At 43.0% G+C, this 24,147-nt stretch carries 21 protein-coding genes and 1 pseudogene; 11 read left to right on the plus strand and 11 right to left on the minus strand.

Going from position 1 to position 24,147, the window contains the following annotated elements; genetic code table 11:
• Positions 1 to 40: 40 nt before the first annotated feature.
• On the minus strand, positions 41 to 1,456 hold the full coding sequence (locus tag CYLST_RS10200; protein ID WP_015207640.1) for a glycosyltransferase family 2 protein: 1,416 nt from the start codon (positions 1,454 to 1,456) through the stop codon (positions 41 to 43).
• Between the two features lie 290 nt (positions 1,457 to 1,746).
• Here CYLST_RS10200 and ebsA point away from each other — a divergent pair, with 290 nt between their 5' ends.
• The 6 genes and pseudogenes from ebsA to CYLST_RS10225 all read left to right on the plus strand — a co-directional run bounded on the left by ebsA (position 1,747) and on the right by CYLST_RS10225 (position 5,563).
• Complete coding sequence (gene ebsA / locus CYLST_RS10205) at positions 1,747 to 2,121, plus strand: type IV pilus biogenesis protein EbsA (protein WP_015207641.1); 375 nt, start codon at positions 1,747 to 1,749, stop codon at positions 2,119 to 2,121.
• A gap of 263 nt (positions 2,122 to 2,384) precedes the next feature.
• Positions 2,385 to 3,479: a phosphotransacetylase family protein gene (locus tag CYLST_RS10210; protein ID WP_015207642.1), complete on the plus strand. Its 1,095-nt coding sequence runs from the start codon at positions 2,385 to 2,387 to the stop codon at positions 3,477 to 3,479.
• A 94-nt stretch (positions 3,480 to 3,573) separates the two neighbouring features.
• Positions 3,574 to 3,750, plus strand: a pseudogene (locus CYLST_RS35840) (hypothetical protein); the annotation flags it as partial.
• An 81-nt stretch (positions 3,751 to 3,831) separates the two neighbouring features.
• Positions 3,832 to 4,335 (plus strand): hypothetical protein, encoded by a 504-nt coding sequence (locus CYLST_RS10215; protein ID WP_015207643.1) that lies wholly within the window; start codon positions 3,832 to 3,834, stop codon positions 4,333 to 4,335.
• A gap of 138 nt (positions 4,336 to 4,473) precedes the next feature.
• Positions 4,474 to 4,893 (plus strand): MAPEG family protein, encoded by a 420-nt coding sequence (locus CYLST_RS10220; protein WP_015207644.1) that lies wholly within the window; start codon positions 4,474 to 4,476, stop codon positions 4,891 to 4,893.
• Positions 4,894 to 5,071: 178 nt separating this feature from the next.
• A complete protein-coding gene (locus CYLST_RS10225; RefSeq protein ID WP_015207645.1) occupies positions 5,072 to 5,563 on the plus strand; it encodes a YajQ family cyclic di-GMP-binding protein in 492 nt (163 codons plus the stop codon).
• A 41-nt stretch (positions 5,564 to 5,604) separates the two neighbouring features.
• On the opposite strand, the gene CYLST_RS10230 is transcribed toward CYLST_RS10225, so the two are convergent.
• Together CYLST_RS10230 and CYLST_RS10235 are read right to left on the minus strand one after the other, a co-directional pair.
• Positions 5,605 to 6,162, minus strand: a complete 558-nt coding sequence (locus CYLST_RS10230; protein ID WP_015207646.1) for a glutathione S-transferase family protein — start codon at positions 6,160 to 6,162, stop codon at positions 5,605 to 5,607.
• Positions 6,163 to 6,174: 12 nt separating this feature from the next.
• On the minus strand, positions 6,175 to 6,639 hold the full coding sequence (locus tag CYLST_RS10235; RefSeq protein WP_015207647.1) for a hypothetical protein: 465 nt from the start codon (positions 6,637 to 6,639) through the stop codon (positions 6,175 to 6,177).
• A gap of 385 nt (positions 6,640 to 7,024) precedes the next feature.
• Here CYLST_RS10235 and CYLST_RS10240 point away from each other — a divergent pair, with 385 nt between their 5' ends.
• Positions 7,025 to 7,747, plus strand: coding sequence for a tetratricopeptide repeat protein (locus CYLST_RS10240; protein WP_015207648.1), 723 nt, complete (start codon positions 7,025 to 7,027; stop codon positions 7,745 to 7,747).
• A gap of 205 nt (positions 7,748 to 7,952) precedes the next feature.
• On the opposite strand, the gene CYLST_RS10245 is transcribed toward CYLST_RS10240, so the two are convergent.
• Together CYLST_RS10245 and psaM are read right to left on the minus strand one after the other, a co-directional pair.
• On the minus strand, positions 7,953 to 8,363 hold the full coding sequence (locus CYLST_RS10245) for a slr1601 family putative cell division protein (RefSeq protein ID WP_015207649.1): 411 nt from the start codon (positions 8,361 to 8,363) through the stop codon (positions 7,953 to 7,955).
• Between the two features lie 255 nt (positions 8,364 to 8,618).
• Complete coding sequence (psaM, locus tag CYLST_RS10250) at positions 8,619 to 8,714, minus strand: photosystem I reaction center subunit XII (protein ID WP_006196319.1); 96 nt, start codon at positions 8,712 to 8,714, stop codon at positions 8,619 to 8,621.
• Positions 8,715 to 8,871: 157 nt separating this feature from the next.
• Here psaM and CYLST_RS10255 point away from each other — a divergent pair, with 157 nt between their 5' ends.
• On the plus strand, positions 8,872 to 10,128 hold the full coding sequence (locus CYLST_RS10255; RefSeq protein WP_041233050.1) for an FGGY-family carbohydrate kinase: 1,257 nt from the start codon (positions 8,872 to 8,874) through the stop codon (positions 10,126 to 10,128).
• Between the two features lie 227 nt (positions 10,129 to 10,355).
• On the opposite strand, the gene CYLST_RS10260 is transcribed toward CYLST_RS10255, so the two are convergent.
• The 5 genes from CYLST_RS10260 to CYLST_RS10280 form a co-directional block, all read right to left on the minus strand.
• The gene (locus CYLST_RS10260; RefSeq protein ID WP_015207651.1) at positions 10,356 to 11,555 is read right to left on the minus strand and encodes an McrC family protein; all 1,200 of its coding nucleotides are present in this window, start codon (positions 11,553 to 11,555) and stop codon (positions 10,356 to 10,358) included.
• Positions 11,556 to 11,647: 92 nt separating this feature from the next.
• Positions 11,648 to 13,018 (minus strand): McrB family protein, encoded by a 1,371-nt coding sequence (locus CYLST_RS32255; RefSeq protein WP_051056114.1) that lies wholly within the window; start codon positions 13,016 to 13,018, stop codon positions 11,648 to 11,650.
• 92 nt (positions 13,019 to 13,110) lie between these two features.
• A complete protein-coding gene (locus CYLST_RS10270) occupies positions 13,111 to 14,037 on the minus strand; it encodes an N-acetylglucosamine kinase (protein WP_015207653.1) in 927 nt (308 codons plus the stop codon).
• Positions 14,038 to 14,153: 116 nt separating this feature from the next.
• Positions 14,154 to 15,419: an MFS transporter gene (locus tag CYLST_RS10275; protein WP_015207654.1), complete on the minus strand. Its 1,266-nt coding sequence runs from the start codon at positions 15,417 to 15,419 to the stop codon at positions 14,154 to 14,156.
• A 42-nt stretch (positions 15,420 to 15,461) separates the two neighbouring features.
• Positions 15,462 to 15,887: a GxxExxY protein gene (locus CYLST_RS10280; RefSeq protein ID WP_015207655.1), complete on the minus strand. Its 426-nt coding sequence runs from the start codon at positions 15,885 to 15,887 to the stop codon at positions 15,462 to 15,464.
• 62 nt (positions 15,888 to 15,949) lie between these two features.
• On the opposite strand from CYLST_RS10280, the gene CYLST_RS10285 reads away from it, so the two are divergent.
• On the plus strand, positions 15,950 to 18,973 hold the full coding sequence (locus tag CYLST_RS10285) for a valine--tRNA ligase (RefSeq protein ID WP_015207656.1): 3,024 nt from the start codon (positions 15,950 to 15,952) through the stop codon (positions 18,971 to 18,973).
• 250 nt (positions 18,974 to 19,223) lie between these two features.
• On the plus strand, positions 19,224 to 19,658 hold the full coding sequence (locus tag CYLST_RS10290; protein ID WP_015207657.1) for a hypothetical protein: 435 nt from the start codon (positions 19,224 to 19,226) through the stop codon (positions 19,656 to 19,658).
• A 76-nt stretch (positions 19,659 to 19,734) separates the two neighbouring features.
• On the opposite strand, the gene CYLST_RS10295 is transcribed toward CYLST_RS10290, so the two are convergent.
• Positions 19,735 to 21,714 carry an ABC1 kinase family protein gene (locus CYLST_RS10295; RefSeq protein ID WP_015207658.1) on the minus strand — a complete coding sequence of 660 codons (1,980 nt, stop codon included), beginning with the start codon at positions 21,712 to 21,714 and terminating at the stop codon, positions 19,735 to 19,737.
• A gap of 265 nt (positions 21,715 to 21,979) precedes the next feature.
• On the opposite strand from CYLST_RS10295, the gene recN reads away from it, so the two are divergent.
• Positions 21,980 to 23,731 carry a DNA repair protein RecN gene (gene recN / locus CYLST_RS10300; RefSeq protein WP_015207659.1) on the plus strand — a complete coding sequence of 584 codons (1,752 nt, stop codon included), beginning with the start codon at positions 21,980 to 21,982 and terminating at the stop codon, positions 23,729 to 23,731.
• Positions 23,732 to 24,147: the final 416 nt, after the last annotated feature.

The raw sequence follows: 24,147 nt of genomic DNA on the forward strand, positions 1-24,147 counted from the left end.
AAAATAAAGGATGAAAAATTTCTCCTTCATCCTTTTGACGTTATGCTTTTTCAGTGCCTGTATGCACGGTTTTCACCCATTTCAGGCGTTTTGGCCTGACTGAGATTCGAGCAGTAGTGCTGCTCATCACCACTAACCAGTGCAACATATATAAACTGCCACGCAAAGTCTGAAGCAGCATCAGAAAATAAGTAGAAACGTTAAATTCCTGATTTTGACGTATCCGCCTTAAACCAGCAAACATTCCCACCACAGACATAGATACCGACAAAGTAGTGACGGAACTTAACATTGGTGGACGATGACGGGCAACTGCCATTAATAAATCAGGGACTGCTGCCGTAGGCAAGATATACATCGTCAGCATAAATATCAGCAAATCCCAAGTTTTCCGCGTACCCATGCGGTTTTTGAGAATTAGATCCCAGTAATCTAAATAGCGCTGATATCCACCTTCTGCCCAACGGTTGCGCTGATGCCAGAGTGCGATCGCATTTGTCACGCCTTCTTCTTCTACCGGTGGGTAGAACATGCACTCAATATCCCAGTTTTCTAGATGTAGGCGGATCGTCAAATCCAAATCATCAGTGATCGTTTCCTCATTCCATCCACCACAACTTGCCAAAGCTGTGCGCCGAACAAATTGACCATTACCCCGCAGTTCACCAATACCACCAATGGCAGTCCGCTGTTGTTGGAACCAGGTATCCACAGCCATTTCTGCCATCTGTCCCTTAGTCCAAAAATTTTTAGCGGCATTGGCGATCGCTTTTCGCACCTGCACCGCCCCCACCTTCTCTTTTTGAAATAAAGGTATTACCTGTAGCAATAAGTCTGGTGTCACCTGGGCATCAGCATCAAATACGGCAACGATTTCCCCCTGTGTCAGCGGTAGCACCTGATTCAACGCTCCCGATTTACCGCCCACAGCTTGTGCTGATCGCCTTAGCACCTTGAGTTGGCTGTATTCCTGCTCCAGTTCTGCTAATAACTGCGGCGTGCTATCGGTACTGTGATCGTCAATAATCCAGACTTCGTAATGCCCATTGGCATATTCCAGACTACAAAGACTCTTGACTAATTTGCCAATAACTGCTTCTTCATTTTTAGCTGCCACTAACACAGATACAGAGGGTAAATCTCCCTGCATTTCTTTAGGATGGTGGCGGGGTTTAGCAAACACAACCACCAAGGCATGAATGCCTAAAAGAGTTGTCAGTCCGAGTATAAATATGGAACCCCAAGAAGCTAAATGCAGAGCGATCGTACCGCTCCAGACTACAGACAAAACTAGAGCGGCTTTGCCTCTACGTCCTTGAAACCGGGATGATGGTAAAGACACGGCATCTGTATTTACCACTGACTTATCGGGAGCCGATAGGTCGGACAACAGGGAGTTAAGCGGATCAGAGCTTCCATTGCTAGAATCTTTTTCGGGCCAGGAATTCGCTGGCATAGGTTGATAGTCCTTTTCGGGCCAGGAATTCTCTGGCATGGGTTAATTGATTTAAAAAAGGCGTTTTCGCCACCAAGTCAAGCAATTGTACCATTGATAGGGGATAAATCTGCCTGTGTTGATCCCCTGGATAAATCACGCTTGCACTACTAAGGTGTGGGGTATTGGCATAAGTCTTTCTCCCTGTTACCCTGACTCCTCGATTGTGTGTAAAGACACATTTTTTGGGGAATACTATTGATGACCACTAAACATCCCCAGTTATCAACTAACTTCAGGAATACTCAACGATGTCTATTGAGCAACTCCAACCCGTTACTCCGCAACAAGCCAGTGTATATTTACCCTACACTCAGGGCACAAAGCGCAGTTTCTTACCCTATGCCATCAGTCTCTATCAAAAAGGCGTGTTGGAAGGACACCGGAAAATAGAAGCCAGTGACCACATTCCCTTCGTCGCCACCTGGAATGTTGCTACCCTGCCCTCAGACTTAACGCGTTGCCGAATGCAGTTTGATGGCAATGCTGATCTGAGTTATGAAGTGATGCTGGCAAGTTTCGAGTTTATTAATTGTTTAATTGAACTTATGGAAAACTATAAACGTTATCGCATCACTGATTTTTCACAAGCTTTCTACCGCAAGCTGCTGCGGATAGATGAATAAATCGGGCAATGCCGCGAAATTGAACAATTATGCATGTTAAGCGCAACTGCGAGAAAAAGTTGATGCTGGTAGATTGTAGGCTGAAAATTTGGTCACTCCGGGGCAAAATTTGACAACACTAGTGCCAACGCCTCAGCGATTTGGTTTGGCGTTGGCTTTTGGGAAAACCTACTTTGTCAGAGCACCAGCCTTCTATCAGAACCAACTAAAATTAGTAAACACCTAGCTAGGTTCTACAGACTTTTGAAATTAGGAGTGCATGTGTGCCAACATCCGCTAAATATTTGCTGATTGGATCAATTGAGACTTACAGCGGTAAATCCGCAACAATTTTAGGTTTGTCTCACCAGCTACAGCAAAAAGGACTGGATATTGCCTACGGCAAACCACTAGGAACTTGTTTGAATGTATCTAGTGGAACTGTGGTCGAAGAAGATGTCCAGTTTATTACTCAAAGCCTCAATCTGCCAGAAAACCGTGTTGCACCGACAATGCTAGCTTTAGACGAAGTCAGTGTGCAAAAACGCTTATGTGGGGAAGATAACATTAATTATCAGCAGTCTCTAATACAGCAGTATTTACAAATGTCCCAAGGAGATTTGGTGCTGTTAGAGGGCCCTGGTGATTTGGCAGAAGGCAAATTGTTTGGCTTGTCTTTACTGCAAATGGCTGAAGCATTGGATGCTGCTGTGCTTTTGGTAGCTCGCTATCAGTCACTACTTTCGGTTGAGGCAATATTGTCTGCTTCACAGCGTGTAGGCGATCGCTTGATTGGTGTTGCCATCAACGAAGTTCCTCGCGAACAACTAGAAGCGGTGAACACTTTGTTGCGCCCGTTTTTAGAACAGCAAGGCATTCCCGTGCTGGCAATGCTACCAAAAAGCGACTTGCTGCGAAGTGTCAGCGTTGGCGAACTCGTCAAGCAGTTAAATGCCGAAGTTCTCTGTCGCAGCGATCGCCTAGATTTATTGGTGGAAAGTCTGGCAATTGGGGCGATGAATGTCAACTCCGCTGTCAAATATTTCCGCAAACGCTGGAATATGGCAGTGGTGACAGGGGGCGATCGCGTCGAAATTCAGCAAGCAGCTTTGGAAACTTCGACCCAATGCCTGATCCTTACCGGACAACTACCACCACCCGCCTTCATTCTAAATCGCGCCGAAGAGCTAGAAATCCCCATTTTGTCCGTTGATCTCGATACCCTGACCACAGTGGAAATTGTTAACCGCACTTTTGGTCAAGTCCGTGTCCACGAAATGATTAAAGTCGAGTGCCTTCGCCAATTGATGGCAGAGCATTTTGATACTGACCGTCTGTTATCTCAGCTAGGGTTAAATCCAGCTAAGTCTTTGTCATAGCCTGAGCAAATTGCCAAATTGCTAGTTTATTGAAAGCGTAAATCCTTACCTGTGGTGTTAGATGGTTGTTTGACTAACTAGCCACCGACTCACCCTCGCTGTCGGAATCCATTTGGAGAGGGCGATAAATTTGTTAATTCCGGAAAAACTACCAGAACCAGCAAAGTTTCAGTATCTGACGCTCCTGAATGGTATCAGTTATCAAACACATTGCCGGGCTGGGTGTGACCAAGCGATCCAGCTACTGAGCAAATCTATCGAGAAAATATAGCAATATCTAACTCAGGTAGGCTTCGCATCTACACGCTGTTTGGTAAAATATCTAGGTTGTTTAATCTGATTAAATCCATCTTTGAGCCAGTCTACAGACCTCATCAACCTTGATACATTAGCGCAAGAACTAGCGACTATCCAGCAAACGGGTTCTAAGCGCATCGCCTTGCTGGGTTCCCGTCATGTGCCAATTACACATCAGAGTCTGATTGAAATGATGACATATGCCCTAGTTTTATCGGGCAATCGCGTCATCACCTCTGGTGCTACAGGATCTAATTCAGCTGCCATCCGGGGAGCAACACGGGCTGACCCGAATTTGTTGACGGTGATTCTACCCCAAAGCTTAGAACGCCAGCCCAATGAATCGCGCCAGCAACTAGAGCAGGTAATGCATCTAGTGGAAAATCCCAGTAACGACAATCTGTCCCTAGCTGAAGCTAGTTACCTGTGCAACAAGGAGATTGTCTCCCGTTGCCAGCAACTGATTTGCTTTGCGTTTCATGACAGTCGCACTCTGCTACAAACTTGTAAAGATGCAGAAGAACAAAGAAAAGTGGTGACGCTCTTCTACTTTGACTAACTTGAAACTTAGTCAACGCGAAGCTCATGAGAGAAATGGGAAATTACCAAAGGGTAATGGGTAATAAGTGTTTTCCGAATTGCCCCTTACCCATTCACAATTACCAACCAAAAACTACTACCACTACTTATTAGGTTGATGTCGCTGTCGCAACTCCCTGTATCTGCTATTTTTTTATACTCTATCGCCGCCGCTGCCGTTCTCATTTATCTACCGTTTTTGTTGGTAGCTTATGCTCGTGTGCTTGTTGGGTTTGATCTTTCTGCTCCTCGCGCCATGTTTGATAAATTGCCACCTTATGCCCAACGAGCTACTTGGGCACACCAGAACTCCTTTGAAGCGTTTATGATTTTTGCCGCAGCAGCACTGATGGCTTATGTCACAGGCGTGAATTCTCCTATGGCAGCAAACGCGGCGATCGCATTTCTCACAGCTCGGTTGCTATACTCAATTTTTTATATTTTGAATATACCCCTTTTGCGATCGCTCATGTTTGGCATCGGCTCCTTTTGCTCTGGCACGCTCATCTACCTGAGTATCATCCAAGCAACTAGCTAATGGGTAATTGGTAATTGGTAATTGGTAATTGGTAGCAGGTAACAAGTAACAAGTAACAAGCAACAGATAACCCCTATATTCGCCGTTTGTAGTTCCATTACCATCACCCATTACCCATTACCCATTACCCATTACCCATCACCCATCACCCATCATCATCTCACAACCAAAATCTTCTATGGCTTCTACATATTCCTTTGACATTGTGAGTGAATTTGACCGCCAAGAATTGGTCAATACGGTCGATCAAGTTGTGCGAGACATCAAAGGCCGTTACGACCTTAAAGATACTCAAACGACAGTCGAATTAGGTGAAGAAAACATTACCATTAATACTGACAGCGAGTTTACCTTAGAATCTGTGCACACTGTACTGCGGGAAAAAGCGGCTAAACGTAACCTCTCCCAAAAGATCTTTGATTTTGGCAAAGTTGAATCAGCCAGCGGTAACCGCGTGCGTCAAGAAATCACACTCAAAAAAGGCATCAGCCAGGAACTAGCTAAACAAATTTCCAAATTGATTCGCGACGAATTCAAAAAAGTGCAAGCTTCGATTCAAGGTGATGCTGTTAGGGTTTCAGCTAAATCTAAAGATGATTTGCAAGTTGTTATGCAGCGAGTTAAGCAAGAAGACTTGCCTGTGGCTTTGCAATTTACCAATTATCGTTAAAAAATCCAGGTAATGGTGGGCGTAATTGCCCACCAAATCAATTAAGCACGACTGCCAAGGCTTTTTTGAAAGGCTGACCGCTCAGACAGCTGCTTCAGATAGTTTAAGATTGCTGGGTAGGCGCTAAGGTCTAGCTTCAGCATCATGGGAATATAACTCAGGATAGACCCCACTGCCACATCGGCAACTGTAAATTCATTACCTAGCAAGAAAGGTTGCCGTCCGAAAATTTCATTTAGGGGAGTCAACAAACGGGGCATTTCTCGCTCCCGATTAGCTTCCACAAAAATTCCTGTAGCCAGGGTGGCATTGGCAAACAATACCCATTGGCTAAATTCAGCACGTTTTTCAACAGAATGGGTGGCTTTGCCATACTTTTCTGCAAGATACAGCAAAATCGCCCCAGATTCCCAAAGCTGGAAATCTCCATCAACAATTGCCGGCACTTTACCCATTGGGTTAATTGCCAGATACTCAGGCTGGAGGTGAGCACCAGCCTGCATATCGAGCTTGATAAACTCGTAGGGAACTTTTAGTTCCTCTAAATACCAGTGGACAATTGATGCGCGACTACGCGCACCACCATAAAGCTTTAGCATAATGACTTAAAATTAAAGAACTTTGTGAGTGTGAGAATGCTGTTTGACATTGTCTTCTTTTGTCACAACCCTGGCAGCATTTAGAACTCGTTTACGCTCAGTGGAATACTTCAAGTCAGTATTGGTTGCACCCAGGGGAATCAGGGTTTTTGCCGATTCACGACGCTTGTAGGTGCGAGCAGCTGCAAACGCCCTGGGCACAAATTCATCTCCAAACTGAGATGATTCTGGGAAGCCCTCTGGCAATAACAGTGTGTCACCATCCAGTACAGATCCCAATGTTGTCGCATAAGCTAGCTTATAGGACGTGGGAATGCCCTTTAAGATTGCTTCCAAAGCCGCAGAGGGAATAGGTTCTATGACTTCTATCTGATGAACTCCTTCGTCGTCCTTATAGAAGCAGGTTGCCAAGCCGAGGACAATGTAATCATCAGCTACTAAGTCAGAAGCATTGGGATAAGAAATTGCTGTTGTCATCAGAAAATTTTCTCAAAACTTAAAAATCAAATCTAGGGAGTGGGGGTTAAGGAGATGCAGAGAGATTGCTGTTACATTCAACTGGAGTGCCGTGTGTGAACTCTAGCCCATTTCGCATGAACGGCTTGTTGGCATTCTACCAAGTTGTCGCTCTCACTACTTGAATAGTCTTGAGGATTAATATTTGTAGTTTCTGGAATTTAACTTGGGGATGAAGTATCCATTAATAGGTTGGAAGATCATTTGTTTGAGTACATTAACTTCAGTCTTGATACTTGCGCTTAAGTAATCATAGACTCCTGAACAAGTGACACAGTGGCAACGCCACTAGCAGCGAAAAAACTATAATTTGATTTCACAGAGCAAGCAGCTCAGGCAGGACAGTATGGATATTCACTCATTTTTAGCATCTGGTGATCAGCAAAATAGACGTTATATGTTTGTTAAAGATAATACATTTTATACTCAAGAACACGAAGTGTATTGTCGGGTTGAATCTGCTGTAGAAGACAACTACTTACGTTCTTGTGCTTTGGAGTCAGCGCAACAAGGAGATTACACTCAGGCGATCGCGCTGTTAAGCCAACTTATTTACCGCCATCCCCAAAATGCAGTTGATTACAATAACCGGGGGCTGATTTATTTTCAAAGCGGAGAAGGGCAAAAAGCCTTCTGTGACTATAACACAGCGCTACAACTAAATCCTACTTTAGCTAGTGCTTATAACAATCGGGCAAACTACCACGCGGCTTGTGGAGAATTAGCAGTCGCACTTGCCGACTACGATCAGGCGCTAGATTTGAATCCCCGCCATGTTCGAGCCTGGATTAACCGGGGCATTACCTTGCGTGATTTGGGACAATATTATGAAGCAGTTGAGAATTTTGAGACTGCACTGCTGTTCGGTCAACTAGAAGGTCACATTTGGGCTGAACGTGGCAGGACTTACCACCTTTGGGGCGATTGGAATTGTGCGATCGCCGATTATTACCGCGCCCTCACACAACTGCCTTCTCTGAACAATAATCGGGACGTTTCTGGTTATCGCTTGCGTTTACAACTAGAAACTTGGCTAAACGAGTTGCTGTCTCCTGAAAATCTTAATTAGTATAGTAGATGGCTGAATTTTAAATTCAAAATTCCCCATCAAAAAAATCATTTTTAAGCTTTGAATTGGAGCACAGCAACTCTGTATAGCTAAGTAGTTAATAAAAGAAAAATTAGCAGTTAACTATTAGCTGTTAGCACTGATACAAATTCATCAGCAATTTATCCAGATACACGGACAAAATCAGCAAACACCTCAATTGTACTTAGGGTGCTGAATTTGATTGTTCAACTTCTTTGACTTCCTGATTCAGGATCACTATCTGACGCTGGTTCGGGTCAAATCGATATGCTTGTTGTTGCATGATACTTTTAGCTTGCCGGGGATCAAAATTCCGGCTAAACTCCGCCTGCAAATTATTGACACGCCCTTCCATCAGTTTGACTTCCGTGCTGATTTCTCGCAACTTTTCTTGCTGTAACCAGTGATAAGGCAAAAGTTGCACTAGAGCAGATACAGCTACTGCGGAAAGACCAAGGTTAACCGCTATCTTGGCTGTGGTTTCTAGTCCCATTACCTGGTAAGAACGCTGGCGAAGGTGTCGTTTTGGTCGAGGTACAACTCGACGTTTTGGTTCTGGTTGTAGCGCGGGTCTGGACGATTGAAACGCGTTCATGATGCTAAAAAGAGCCTCGCTAATTGAAGGGAAGCACCGTCAAAAGCACACTGGCGCTAATTGCGGCTTGATTTAGCTGCCATGTTACTTCATTTTTGGGAAATTGCTACACGTGTTGCACCAGTTAATAAATAACCTGACACACGGAGAAAGGGGTAATGGGTCATGGGTCATGGGTTATGGGTAAAAGTTTTTTCTCAGTACCCAATCCCAAATTTCCAGCACCCATTACTCATTCCCCGTCACATTTTGAGGCTATTTGTAAAGTTCTGTGGCTAACCGCCAAGCCAGAATTCCTGGAATCAACGCCACAGCCAGAGCGATGTACACTTGAGTATCTGATATGGGCATGGTGGTAAACCTCCTAAGTTCAATAAAATTTCAACACTTCGTTTACTACTTTTCACTGTTTTGCCAAGATTGGGGAATATCTTGTTACAAGATGCAACAAAAACAATGATTAAAGACTATTCGTTAGTGAGCCTTTTTGAGAAAAACTGATCAGATTATGGGTTTGTATCTGGGTATCGACTTCGGCACCTCTGGCGCCAGGGGTGTGGTAATTGACGATGATGCTACTATCCTGGCTGAGGTGCGTTATCCTTGGGAAACTGCGGCGGTCTCTGACTGGGTAACTTGCTGGGAGACGGCTCTGTTTACCCTACTGGAACTCACACCTAGTGAATTACGGCGAGAAATTAAGGCGATCGCAATTAATGGCACATCTTCCACTATTTTACTGGGGGATGCCGCCGGAAAGCCTGTAGATGCACCGTTATTGTACAACGACGCGCGGGGAGCAGAGATGCTAGAGCAGTTAAGAAGTATCGCCCCGTCAAACCATACCGTATTAAGTGCCACCTCTAGCCTAGCTAAACTGCTGTGGATGAGGCAATTACCCTCTTTTAGCGAAGCTAGATATTTAATCCATCAAGCCGACTGGCTGGCGTTTCTCCTGCATGGACAATTGGGGATTAGTGACTACCACAACGCTTTAAAGCTGGGTTACGACGTTGAAAAGTTAAAATACCCAGAATGGCTAGAAAACCTGCAAATACCGATTCAGCTACCGAAAATTTTAGCCCCTGGTACGCCAATTGCCGAATTACGCCCGGAGATTGCAGCTAGGTTGGGTTTCCCCCGTGATTGTGTAGTGTATGCGGGAACGACTGATAGTATTGCCGCTTTTCTCGCCAGTGGGGCACAATTGCCTGGTGAAGCTGTGACTTCCCTTGGTTCGACGTTGGTTCTCAAACTCTTGAGTCGCACCCGGATTGAGGATGCCAGGTATGGGATTTATAGCCATCGCTTGGGGGATTTATGGCTGACTGGAGGGGCTTCTAATACGGGTGGTGGGGTGTTACGGCATTTTTTCACTGATGAGGAGTTAGAAAGCCTTAGCGGCGGGATAGATGCCAGTATTGCCAGTGATTTGGATTATTATCCTTTATTGGAGAGTGGCGATCGCTTTCCGATTAATGATCCCCACCTACCGCCAAGATTAGAACCGCGCCCAGACAACTCACAGAAGTTTCTGCATGGTTTGTTAGAAGGTATTGCCCGTATTGAGTCACGGGGTTATGAATTATTACAACAGCTAGGCTCTGACAAGTTGAAGCGTGTTTATACTGCCGGTGGCGGTGCGGGAAATCCTACTTGGACTAATATTCGTCGGCGTTATTTAAAGGTGTCTGTAGTTGCGTCGAAGCACACGGAAGCGGCTTATGGGACTGCACTTTTGGCGATGCGGGGGGTTAGGAGATAGGGGATTTAAGGATTTAGGACTTACTTCCTTTGGAAATTCAACCTAATTTTGGGCTTTTTTAATGGTGTTTTGATGCATCAGGGGAAGCATCCTACCCGTAGGGTGCTGCCCAGCACGAATTAAGATTTTCAATAAATAAAAATAGCATGTATATTTAGCATTTTTTGTCAATGCGTAAGTCCTAGGATTAACGAACCGCAGAGGCGCAGAGGGCGCAGAGAGAGGAGTTAGGAGGGAGGAAGGAGGTTTTTTAGGAAGGTTTGGCCTGCGTGATTGAGGTTGTTTTCGAGGGAAAAGGTGAGGCTGCGAACTTGGATATTGTCGCTTTTAATATTTAGTGGCTGTGTCAAGTCTTTCGGGTATATCAAAAAGGCTTGCTTACACTGTGTTGTGTTAGCGTAGCTGATCATCTGATGAATATCAGAACTTGCGGCTTTTTCTGGTGTTTTATATTTGGTATCTAAAACTGCTAGTGTTTTGCCTGTAGCAGCATCACACAATAATAGGTCTATGCTAAACTGTCGATTCTGACCAATTTGCATTAGATGTTGCTGTTTGAAAAAATAGCCTTGTGGCGTGTTTTCCTTCAGCCATTCTGTCACGAACATTTCATATAAACGCGCCATCTCGACAAGAAAGGGTAGGATTTTGTGATTTCCCCTTTCATTACTTGGCCCAATGTTTTCTAAAAAAAATCGACAAAGATAATGTAATATTCGATAATCTTCATTGAGGCGGTTATATTGTCTATGAATACAGTCTGCTGAATTGCAAAGTTGTAGAGTTACCATCCCTTGCATAGCGTGATAAGCTTGTCGGACTATCAGTGATACTTTTTCTGAACAAAAACGGCTATGACCAATATTAAAAAGTGTCCAAAACAGAATTTGGTTTTCTATAATATCAGCAGTGTGTTCTTCATATTCACATTTTAGTTTAACATTCCAAGGCTTTTGAATTATTTGTTGTAAATTTATCCTTCCTCGTGCATAGGCAAGCTGTTCAATTTTAGGTACATAAGCGCGATATAATCCTTTGCGACATCTTTCTATAATTTTCTGGGCTAATATGTAAGCTAGCCGATTATAAAAATCTTCTATAGATTCACAATTTATCAGCCCTTCGAGAAAGCTGAAACTCTTTAAATTATAAGCATACTCCAGCATTCCCAAGAGGTTTTGAATAGGCACTTTGGGGTTAATTTTTAGAGCAAATCCGGAATTTAAAGGAATATAGCCAACCCATCCCTTAGCTTTTAGTTGCCACTTATTACGAGTTTTATAGTTAGGAAATTCCACATCTACTTGAATTTTATATTTCTCATATAACTCAATTCCAGCTAAATCAGATATTTCATCATGCTGAAATGATTTAGTTTCATATTCAGTTATTTGAATAATTCTTGATTGTGCTGGATTTATATGCATAGCAAATTCACGATATTCTCCCAGCGAAACTTATCTAATTTTTCTAGCTGGTTAAAGAAGTATTCCTCTAAATAAGGCTCAATTTCCATTCGCTAAATATCTTCTATATCATCCCGTAGGTTATCAGTTAAAAAGAATGAAACACCAATTTCATAGTTTTTATCTGCTATAGCCTGATTTACTTGCTCCAAAATCTTAATCAAATCTATAACTGCAAAACCAGTTTTTAGGTGATATTTTATTAGCACATCATAATTAGGGCGAAGTTCTATAAATGCAAAGCGGCGACGTAACGCATGATCTATTTGTGCTATAGACCTATCTGCTGTATTCATTGTACCAATAATACGCACATTTTTGGGAATGCGAAAGGTGTTACCTCCAGCTAATGGAATTTCTCTTTCACGGTATTCTAGCAGATACATTAATTCACCAAAAACTTGTACAAGATTTGCACGGTTTATTTCATCAATAATGAGGACACAAGTATCTTGACAAGATTCAGCTTTTTTACAAAATTCTAAAAATCTGCCTGGAACAAGTGGATATGTTAAATTGCCATCTTGGCTTTGAGGACGGATACCTTGAATAAAGTCTTCATAAGAATATGCTGGATGAAATTGTAGAAGTTCTGAAAACCCATCACCACCACTGATTAAGTATTTAGCTACTTTTTCAACTATAAATGTTTTACCTGTTCCAGGCGAACCATAAAATATGGCTTGTTTTTTGCGCTCAATTACACGTAACCAAATTTCTATATTTTGTTTGCTATAGCTAATATAATCGGCTAATTCAAGTATGGTATCAATAGGATTAATATCCAGATAATTGTAAATTTTTTGCATAGTATCATTTGGAATTCCTAATAAAAATAATGAAGATAATACTTGTAATATTTCTAATATTTGAGCTATTAACTGTTCAAAACTTATTTGCAGAATTTTTTCTTTGGATATAGTAATTTCTCCACTAAATTCATCAAAGTTAGCTTCTTTTAAAAAATGTTTTAGAGCATGTAGGGGTTGATTATCTTCGGGGGAATAATTATATATAGCATGATACTTTAGTTTGATTTTATCAAAGATATAGTCTAACTCATCCTGATAAAGTTCACAGTTTTTATAAAAAATATTTCCGTAATCACTACTATGCTTATCTATACTAAAGCCAATTTTTATCCCTTCATTATTTAGTTTTATGAATAATTCGGGAGCGCAGAGTTTACTATTCAGCCGAAAATCATAATATAAACAAAATGGTCTTTTATCATTTTCATTAAAGGGATGTAAAAATGCGGGAGAATGCCAGTTATGATTTCCTTTTAGATGATTTAATAATGCTTTTGGCAATATTTTATACACCTCTTCGACAAGAGATTCAAATGGCTTTTCGAGATATTCCCAAAAGTCGTTATTTTCAATATAAGTAAATATATTATTACCATTAATCTCTTCAAGCATTACAAATGTTTTACTTATAAAAAAGCATCTAGAATTTATATTCTTTACCATATCCTTGTAAAACTTAAATTAAGGTTGTTTTTAATTATAAATTATAACCTCTGTAATGCCAATAAACCTGCACCAATTGCAGGTTCATACCGGGGATAAATAACTCTCACAAAAGAAAAATTCTTAATAATTGATGCTGCAAATCTCTCTTGTATTTTGCATCTACCCAGCCAAACACTTCCCGTTGTGACTACTTCTAAAACTGACTCAGAATTAAAAATTGCTTCAATAACTGTAGCTGTAGCTTTTACCAATTCTTTCACAGAATCATCAATTATCTGATTCGCTATTTCATCACCTGATGCTGCTGCAAAATCTACAACTGGTGCTAAAGCTGCTATCTCTTTAACTCCCCATTCTCGTCGATATATTAATTCTATTAAATCTTCTATACTCGCTAGACTAAGATGCTGTTTAAAATCTTCAACTAAAGTTGTTGATATTTCACGTCCATCATAAGATTTCAATGCAGCTTGCATCCCGGCAACAGCAATTTTATAAGCGCTACCTTCATCACCTAAAATATAACCCCATCCGCCAACTCGCTTGGTTTTTTTTTGATGATTTCGCCCGAAAACTATCGAACCAGTACCCGCTGCAACTACAATTCCTACATCATGACCAATTCCACCCATTAAAGCTATTAAAGCATCATTGCAAATTACAATATTCTCTGGTTGCAATTCCCAGTTAATAGGCAATTCTTGCACTAATTTTTTGATAATTTCAATATCTTCTGTACGTCCTACACCCGCTAAACCCAAGCAAATTGCTGAAATATTTACATTATTTGTAGTTTTTATCGCTTCGTCAATTGCATCTTTAATTGATTGTAACGTTGCTGCAATACCTATACTTTGGTAATTAGACGGGCCTGCTTCCCCGCGCCCTAACACTTGACGTGCCTCATTCATTAAAACGCACACAGTTTTGCTACCGCCGCCATCAATTCCTAAAACGTAATTCATGATAAAACTTTTAATTTAGATGAGGTAGAGCCTCACGGATAGCATTCCCAGCCAGAGGCTAGGAACGAGTAATTTAGATTTACTCTCTGTTTGGGTTGAGGGGTGAGGTTCTTCGATTAAAGAGATTTATCTTCTTTTAATGGAATAAAAAACAGAGTTATCATTCCCGGAACGGTTAGTAAACAAACCAAAACAAAAAATAATGGATAACCTACTGCTTTTTGAATTACGCCGCTAATTGCTCCGGGTAACATTAAACCTAAAGCCATTAATCCAGTAGATATGGCATAATGTGAAGTCTTGTATTTACCTTGGGCGGTGTACATTAAATAAACACTAAAAGCTGTAAATCCTAAACCATAGCCAAATTGCTCTAAAGAAACCAGGGGATAAATTAATGTCAACGATGGTTTAGCATAAGCTATATATACATAAAATATGTCGGGTAAATTTAATGCTAAAGCCATTGGAAACAAGCATTTTTTTAACCCATATCTAGCAATTAGTGCTCCTCCTAAAATACCGCCGATAATTAGGGAAAGTACACCGAAAGTTCCATATACCCAGCCAAATTCTTCTGTTGATAAACCTAAGCCCCCATTTTCTATTTTTTCCACTAGAAACAAAGACGCTATTTTGAGTAGCATTGCTTCGCCTAATCTGTAGAATAAGATAAATGCTAAAATTGCTCCTATCTTCTCTTGCTGAAAATAAGTGCTAATTACTTCCCAAAAAGGTATTTTTTCTGATTCTACTTCTAGTTGACGTGGGGCATCTGATTCAGGTAATGGTAAAATAAGGCGATGAAAAATAAAAAGTATCGCAAATAAAACAGCAGAGAAGCCTATAGATATACTCCAACTTAAAGGAATATTATTCAGGCTTTTTTCTAGGCGACCTGCTAACACTACTAAAAACCCGCTACCAAATAAGACAGCTAGCCGATAAAATAGTGAACGAATACCTACAAAAAAAGCTTGCTGTGCTGGATTTAAAGCCAGCATATAAAAGCCATCTGTGGCAATGTCATAAGTGGCTGAAATAAATGCCCCAAGTGTCAATGCTGCTAAGGATAAGAAAAAGAAGTTTGGTAGTTGTAAAGATAAGGCGACCAAAGTCAAGCAACAAAACATGGCAAATTGAGTGATAAGTATCCATGTTCTTTTGGTTGAGTAAATATCGACAAGTGGCCCCCAAAACATTTTGATCACCCAGGGGAGATAGAGAAAGCTTGTCCAAGCGGTTATTTGCTCGTTATCTATGCCGAGTTTTTTGTAAAAAATTACGGCAACTGTGCTGATGATGACGTTAGGTACGCCTTCGGCAAAGTATAGGGTGGGAATGTAAGTCCAGGGGGAACGGGTGGGGGTTTGAGGTTTCATGGAGTAACGAACCGCCAAGGCGCCAAGAACGCCAAGAGAATCTTAAGAAGATAGGATAATGCGTTTGATGCCGTCTTTGAGAAGGGGGACGTTAAAGTTGATGAGGAGTCCTAAGGAGCAGTTAGTCATTTTGAGGTAGGAGAGGACTTGCGCTTCGTGAATGGGGGCTAGGGTTTGGACTGCTTTCAATTCCACTACTAAACAGTTAGCCACCAAAAAATCCAATCTTGCTTTGCCTACCTCATGCCCTTTGTATATAACACTTACTGACTTCTCGACCTCATGATGTATGCCGCACCTCATAAATTCAATAACCAGCGCCTCCTTATACACTTCCTCCAAAAACCCTGGCCCCAACACGCGATGCACCTCAATCGCCGCCCCAATCACCCCATGAACCAGCCTATCTACCTCTTGACTTGGCTCTCTTCTCTTGGCGTCCTTGGCGTCTTGGCGGTTCGTTTCCATAAATCCCCCTGCAACCCTGTGGCAAAATTTAGTAGAGTCCTTCCAAACTTAGTTTTCCCAGCATGACCGCAACTATTCCTAATCTCCCCAGTCTCTACGAAGCCTTCTCCACTGAAGCCAAATGGCAAAAATTTTGGGAAGACAACCAAGTTTACAAAGCTGACCCCAACCATAAAGGCGAACCCTACTGCGTCGTCATTCCCCCGCCAAATGTCACCGGCAGTTTGCACATGGGTCACGCCTTTGAAAGTGCTTTAATTGATACCCTTGTGCGTTACCACCGGATGCAAGGGCGTAATACCTTGTGGTTGCCTGGAACTGACCACGCTAGCATCGCTGTGCAAGCAATTCTGGAAAAGCAACTCAAGACTGAGGGTAAAACTCGCTACGATTTGGGTCGCGAGAAGTTCTTAGAACGCGCTTGGCAATGGAAGGCGGAGTCTGGGGGGACAATTGTTAATCAGCTACGACGTTTGGGCGTTTCGGTTGACTGGACGCGGGAACGCTTTACCCTAGATGAGGGTTTGTCGAAAGCTGTGGTCGAGGCATTTGTTCGCCTGTATCAGGAAGGCTTAATTTATCGCGGTGAGTATTTAGTTAACTGGTGTCCAGCTTCCCAGTCAGCGGTGTCTGATGTGGAGGTGGAAAATCAAGAGGTTAACGGGAATCTTTGGTATTTCCGCTATCCTCTCAGTGATGGTTCTGGTTATTTGGAGGTGGCGACGACTCGACCTGAAACGATGCTGGGTGATACGGCGGTGGCGGTTAATCCCAATGATCAAAGATATCAGCACCTGATTGGCAAAACTTTAACTCTGCCAATTATGCAACGGGAAATTCCGATTATTGGCGATGAATTAGTTGATCTCGCTTTTGGTACGGGTTGCGTGAAGGTGACTCCCGCCCATGATCCTAATGATTTTGAAATGGGTAAGCGTCACAATTTGCCGTTTATCAACATTATGAATAAGGACGGGACTCTCAACGAAAATGCCGGGGAGTTTCAAGGACAAGACCGCTTTGTGGCTAGAAAGAATGTGGTTTCTCGCCTTGAGGCAGATGGCGTTTTGGTGAAGGTGGAAGATTATAAGCATACGGTGCCATTTAGCGATCGCGGCAAAGTACCTGTTGAACCCCTCCTCTCAACACAGTGGTTTGTCAAAATTCGCCCCTTAGCTGACAAAACACTAGAATTCCTCAACCAGCAAAATTCGCCGGAGTTTGTTCCCCAACGCTGGACAAAGGTCTATCGTGACTGGTTGGTGAACCTCAAAGACTGGTGTATCTCTCGACAATTGTGGTGGGGTCACCAAATCCCCGCTTGGTACGCTGTTAGTGAAACCGGCGGACAAATTACCGACTCGACACCTTTTATCGTGGCGCAAAACCAAGGGGAAGCTGAGGAAAAAGCCAAATTACAATTTGGTGAAAATGTCCAGCTAGAACAAGACCCAGATGTGCTTGATACTTGGTTTTCTTCTGGACTCTGGCCATTTTCCACTTTGGGCTGGCCAGAACAAACTCAAGATTTAGCAACTTACTATCCCACCACCACCCTTGTAACAGGCTTTGACATCATCTTTTTCTGGGTTGCCAGAATGACGATGATGGGGGCACATTTTACAGGACAAATGCCATTTAAAACCGTTTATATTCACGGTTTGGTGCGGGATGAGAATAATAAAAAGATGTCCAAATCGTCTAATAATGGCATTGACCCACTGTTGCTGATTGCCAAATATGGCACTGATGCCTTACGTTACACCTTAATTAAGGAAGTAGCGGGGGCTGGGCAAGATATCCGCTTGGAGTACGATCGCAAAAAGGATGAATCTTCATCAGTGGAAGCTTCCCGCAACTTTGCCAACAAGTTGTGGAATGCTGCCCGGTTTGTGATGATGAATCTAGATGGACAGACACCGCCACAATTAGGTCAACCAGTCGCTACTGAACTCAGCGATCAGTGGATTCTTTCCCGCTATCATCAAGTAGTTAAACAAACTACCAATTACATCGACAACTACGGGTTAGGGGAAGCAGCAAAGGGGCTGTATGAATTTATCTGGGGCGATTTTTGCGACCAGTATATTGAACTGGTTAAATCTAGGTTGCAAAAAGATGCTGATCCTGCATCCCGCCGAGTAGTGCAACAAACCCTAGCCTACGTCTTGGAAGGGATTTTAAAACTACTGCATCCCTTTATGCCCCATATTACTGAGGAAATTTGGCAGACTCTCACCCAGCAACCAGTAGATGCACCGCAAATTTTACCATTACAACTTTATCCCCAGGCAGACGCAAACTTGATCAATCCGCAACTTGAGGAACAGTTTGATCTATTAATTAACACTATCCGCACCATTCGGAATTTGCGGGCTGAAGCGGATATTAAGCCAGGGGTAAAAGTAACGGTGAATTTGCAAACTGCTAATGCTCAAGAACGGTATATCCTCACGGCTGGACAGTCTTACATTCAAGATTTAGCCAAGGTTGAGAGTTTAACAATAACTGACGAAACCGTTACTGATGAACAAGAGAGCCAAAAAGTGGCGGCGAAATCGCCTCTCAGGGGTTTAAAGACGATAGGCTTAATTATCTTAGCAATTGTCTTCGTTCGCTTGGCTTTTGCTGCGGTGGATACAATTAATCAGGTTCCTGTTTTAGGAAGCTTTTTTGAATTAGTTGGTCTCCTTTATACAACGTGGTTTGTTGCTAGCAATTTAATTACGGCTCAGGCGAGACAAAAGTTATGGGCAAAGTTGTTTAAACCAGCCGCTGACAACAATCTATCCCAGACAGAATCACAACAGCCGCAGGAATCAGATAACAGTATCGCTGGTGTTGTGGGTACAGTACAAGTACTAATTCCCCTGAAAGGTGTGGTAGATATTGAAGCCCTGCGTGCCAAGCTAGAGAAAAGCATCAGCAAAGCGGAAGCGGAAGCTAAGTCATTAAGTACTAGATTAAGCAACCCGAGCTTTGTGGATAAAGCGCCAGCCGATGTAGTCCAGGGAGCGCGTGATGCCTTGGCAGAGGCAGAGAAACAAGCAGAAATTTTGCGCGATCGCCTTCGTGGTTTAGTATAGCTGCAATGGGTAATGGGAAATTTATCAATTCCCAATTACCCATTATCAAGAGGCAAGAGGCAAAAAATTTTCACATTCGTGTAGACTTCGGCTTGGTCTCCGTCAAATGCGTGCCCGCTCTCAAAGGGTTAGGGCTGATGATTTAGGATTGCTATAAATAAATTATACTTAACTTTTGTATATCAAATTTTTAATACTTCGACAAGCTCAGTACAAGTTTTTAATTTTTAATTGGAGCAAAGCGACTATCATGCTATACCTAGCCCAGGTGCGTAAAAATGAGTTTTTAGACCAGTACCAGTTGCACTTGTTAGCGCGCCAGGAAGCTGAAAACCTCTGGGCAGTAATTTCGGAAGAGGCTTTCATTCTCCTGGGTAAGGGAAACACCATGACTGAGAAATTACTGGTCTTAGTAGAGCTTTCCCCCGCAGGTGTGATCGAAAAACTCGAAGACGCTACCAACTGGGTACTTTATCTAGTGCAAACTTACCTCACCACTGGCGTTACTCCAGAATTTTTGCAACAAGAAGCAGAGCGAGCCGAACATTGGCGACAATCTCTCACTTTGCAAAACCAGGATTTAGCGCGTCGTTCCTTGGAACTAGAGGCGCGTCGCGAACAAATTCAAGCTCTAGAAGAAAGTATTAAACGTGAGCGAAACGGTCATCATCAGGATGATGAATGATCTTGATTCAGCGTTGTCAACTATCTTTACTCAACGCAGGAATAAAAATCCTTCTTACCCCTGCGGTTCTCAATCTTCATCTTTGATACTTTACAGTTTCTTCTGCCGCCAATAGTTCCCGAATTAACCTAGCTAGAGCCTTTTGAGCAAAGCGGCTAGCTATTTGTTGACCTAAACGCTGCACGCCTGGATTAACAAGTATTTGGGCTACTTGGGGAGCAAGTTGCGCGGGATCAAACCCACGGGTTTGTTGGAGAATTTTAACGATGCGTTTGATATGCTCTAAGGTTTGTTGTTGCTCGACTGTTGCTCCTGGAGTTTCATTGATTGCTGTCAATCCTGCTTCTGATAGCAGATGCGTGAAGTTATGTAGGACATTTTTACTTACAGCATTAAGTCCATTGAGAAATTCATCTACCAACTTGTCACGAATAAATGAGCCGCGTTCAGATGATAGAAACTCTACCGTCTGATTCAGTACCAAACTGAGATCGTATTCTTGATTTTTCCGCGCATTGGTTAACAAATTTTCCAAGCGATTCCAGCGAAATCTGCCATCTTTAAACAGCAAATCTTGCAGTGAAGCTCTTAATGCTGGTGCTGGGTCGGTTAACAAGCGTTTAGAAACATAGGGATAAGCTTCGCTCAGAACTTTAAAATCGGGATCTATATAAATAGCAATGCCTTCCAGGGTGACGAGGGAGCGAATAATTAAGGCATAGTATGGTGGTACACGGAAAGGATACTCATACATCAAAGCCGATAGTTCATCGGTGATGCTTTTGATGTTGAGGTCGGCGACGCTGGCACCTTGAGCATCAGCAAATACTCGCGCAAAAGCTGGAATAATTGGTGTTAAATCTGTTTCTGGTGATAAGAAATCTAATTTAACGTAGTCTTTTGCTAACCCTTCAAAGTCGCGGTTGACAACGTGGACGATCGCTTCAATTAAACCATAGCGTTGGGCTGGTTTAACCTCACTCATCATCCCAAAGTCGAGATAAGCTAATTTACCCTCTGGGGTGGCTAACAAATTACCTGGATGAGGATCGGCGTGGAAAAACCCATGTTCTAGTAACTGGCGCAGGGAACACTGTACACCAATTTCAATCATATAACGGGCATTTATCCCCTGGTCGCGAATTTCTTCTGTCTGGGTTAATTTAATGCCGTTAATCCACTCCATCGTCAACACGCGACGGTTGGTGTATTCCCAATAAATTTTTGGCACATATATGTCTTCCATGTGACCATACAATTCAAAAAAGCGCTCGGCATTTTCGCCTTCATGGATGTAGTCCATTTCTTCAAAGATGCGATCGCCTAATTCATCGAGAATCCCGACTAAATCACTCCGCACCCGTTTTACTCTTTGCTGAACCCAGGCGGCGATGCGACGCAAGATGTACATATCAATGGTAATTCGCTCTCGCAAGTCGGGGCGTTGAACTTTAATGGCGACTTCCTCGCCAGTTTTCAACTTACCTTTATAGACTTGTCCCAAAGAAGCAGCAGCAATTGGTTGGGGCGAAATTTTGGCGTAAACCTCCTCTGGAGGCGCTCCTAGTTCTTCTTCGATAAACTGGTAAGCAATTTCGTTAGGAAAGGGTGGCAATTGGTCTTGCAGCCTAGTTAGTTCTTCCAGATACATTGGCGGCACTAGGTCTGGTCTGGTGGACAAAGCTTGGCCAATTTTAATGTAAGCAGGCCCGAGTTGTGTCAGCAATTCTCTGAGCTGAATCGCTCGACGGCGGTCACTTTTGACGACAATTCCCCGTTTGTTATCCCACCACAGCCCAAAAACCAAGGCTAGAGTTGGTCGCAAAACTGCGAAAATCCGCCGCAAAACTTGCAGGGGTTTGCTGGCGTAATGGGCCTCTATCTCCACAGGATTGTAAGCCAGTGCCTCAGGTTCAGCCGTTGCTAAGTGTCTTGGCGATCGCGCCACTTTGTCTGATGTAACTTTTTCTGGCACTACATCAATCACGGATAGTTCGCCGCTGAGACTATCCTCCGGATTTGGTCGGGTACTAGGGGGAAGTGTCTTCACAATCATGAAAAAAGCCACCGGTGGGATTGAATATGTAAAATATTGTAACAATATGTGGCGATTCCAGCATCATCCTGAGCAGAGATTGAGTACTCAGTTAGCTAAGGAAAAAAATTCGACTGCACCAGGCAGAGGCAATTAACAGGTTTGCTACACTTAAGTGGGCGTGCTAGTTCAATATTAGTTGGTATTATTGGTTGCTGAAAGATCAAGTTCATACTGCTGAAAGTTGGAATTATCCGGCATCTACCCTTACGGAGAATTTTGCCTGATGTTGCTATGCCTGCGAATTGAAAACTTTGCCCTGATTGACCAACTGGAACTGGAATTTGGCCCTGGACTGAATGTATTGACAGGGGAAACCGGCGCCGGAAAATCGATTATCTTGGATGCCATTGATGCTGTCTTGGGTGGTAAAGTCTCTAGCCGAGTGATTCGCACTGGCACTAATCGGGCAATGGTAGAAGCTACTTTTGCCTCTACTCCCCCCCTAGCTGCTTGGTTGAACGAACAGGAAATCGATTTTATTGATGATAATTCTGTAGTTATTAGCCGAGAAATCAGCGTCACTGCGAGTAATATCCGCAGTCGCTCACGGGTGAATGGTGTATTGGTGAATCGACAGATGATGGGCGGACTGCGCGATCGCTTGGTGGAAATTACCGCCCAAGGGCAAACTGTACAAGTGGGACAATCTGCCCAAGTCCGAGACTGGTTAGATTTGTATGGCGGCGATTCTTTGATGCAACAGCGGCAAAAAGTGGCGATCGCCTTTACCGCATACCAACAAGCGCATTTATCACTAGAAAAACGCCGGATATCAGAACGGGAACGCTTGCAACAACTGGATTTGCTCACTTATCAAGTGCAGGAATTAGGCACAGCTAACCTCAGTGATGCCCAAGAAATGGAACAACTGCTGCAAGAACGAGAACGGCTGAATCATGTCGTGGAATTGCAACAGATGAGTTACAAGGTTTATCAGGCTTTGTATCAAAATGAAGATGAAACCCCAGCCGCCTCAGATTTATTGGGAGACAGCGAGACGACTTTAAATGACATGGTGGAATATGACGCCCAACTGCAACCTTTGTTGGACTTGGTGAGAGACGCACAAGCAACATTAATGGAAGTGGGAAGGCAGATTAATGCTTATGGGGAAGAATTGGAAGCCGATCCCCAGCGGTTAGAGGAAGTAGAAGAGCGGATTCGGGAATTAAAGCAGATTTGTCGCAAGTATGGCCCGACTCTCACGGAAGCGATCGCATATTACCAGCGTATCCAAGGAGAATTAGCGGAACTGAATGACAGCGAACAATCTATTGAAACTTTAGAACAGCAACAACAAACTTGTCTGCATCAACTCACCCTCTTCTGTCAGCAGTTAACTCAACTGCGGCGTCAATCTGCTGGTAATTTAGAATCTCGCTTGGTGGCTGAACTCAAACCTCTAGCGATGGATAAAGTCAAGTTTCAAGTTGAAATTTTGCCTAGTTCCCCAACCCTTGCCGGCGCAGATAAAATTACCTTTATGTTCAGTCCCAACCCCGGAGAACCACTACAACCGATGATCGCGATCGCCTCTGGTGGGGAAATGAGCCGCTTTTTACTAGCGCTCAAAGCTTGTTTTTCTCAAGCTGATACCGCTCAAACAATGGTTTTTGATGAAATTGATGTCGGCGTTTCCGGAAGGGTGGCTCAAGCGATCGCCGAAAAATTACACCAGCTAGGACAACTCCACCAAGTATTATGTGTGACTCACCAACCTTTAGTTGCGGCAATGGCAGACCGTCATTTTCGCGTTGATAAGCAAACAATCAATCAAACCAATAGTAACAAAGCGAACAACGGCAGCGCGGAACAGCGGACTGTGGTGCGAGTCACTAACTTGGATAATTTAACCACTCGACGGGAAGAACTAGCGCAATTAGCTGGGGGTAAATCGGCAAATGAAGCGATCGCATTTGCAGAATCTCTACTATTGCAAGCTGCAAATCACCGTCAACTAAAGGGAGGGAAGTAGCTTTAAGAACTTCAAAAAATTACATCAGTAAATTTTCTATAATCTCTCATTGAAAATTTCAGCAAAAATGAGGTTCTGCTAACGAAAAGCATTACTCCAATAAAGCAATATTCGGTCAAGTCGCTTCGCTCCAATTCAAAATTAAAAATAGAGCCTACGGCTCTATGAGTGCATTTTGAATTCAAAAAAGGTCAACAATCTACTTTAACGCGAGTTCTATAAACCTCTCCCTGACTTGAACTAAAGTTCAAGTTTATCCCTCCCCCTTTATCCCTCTCCGACTCGGAGAGGGAAAGTAAAGCGATAGCAAAACCAGGGAGAGGTCTTTGATTTAGCTCATTTGGCGAACACCACATCAGCCGTAGAACTCAGGTTACTTTATTTGGTGGCTCGAAAGATCTAAAGAAAATTACTGA

The organism is Cylindrospermum stagnale PCC 7417 (assembly GCF_000317535.1).
GTDB classification, from domain to species: domain Bacteria; phylum Cyanobacteriota; class Cyanobacteriia; order Cyanobacteriales; family Nostocaceae; genus Cylindrospermum; species Cylindrospermum stagnale.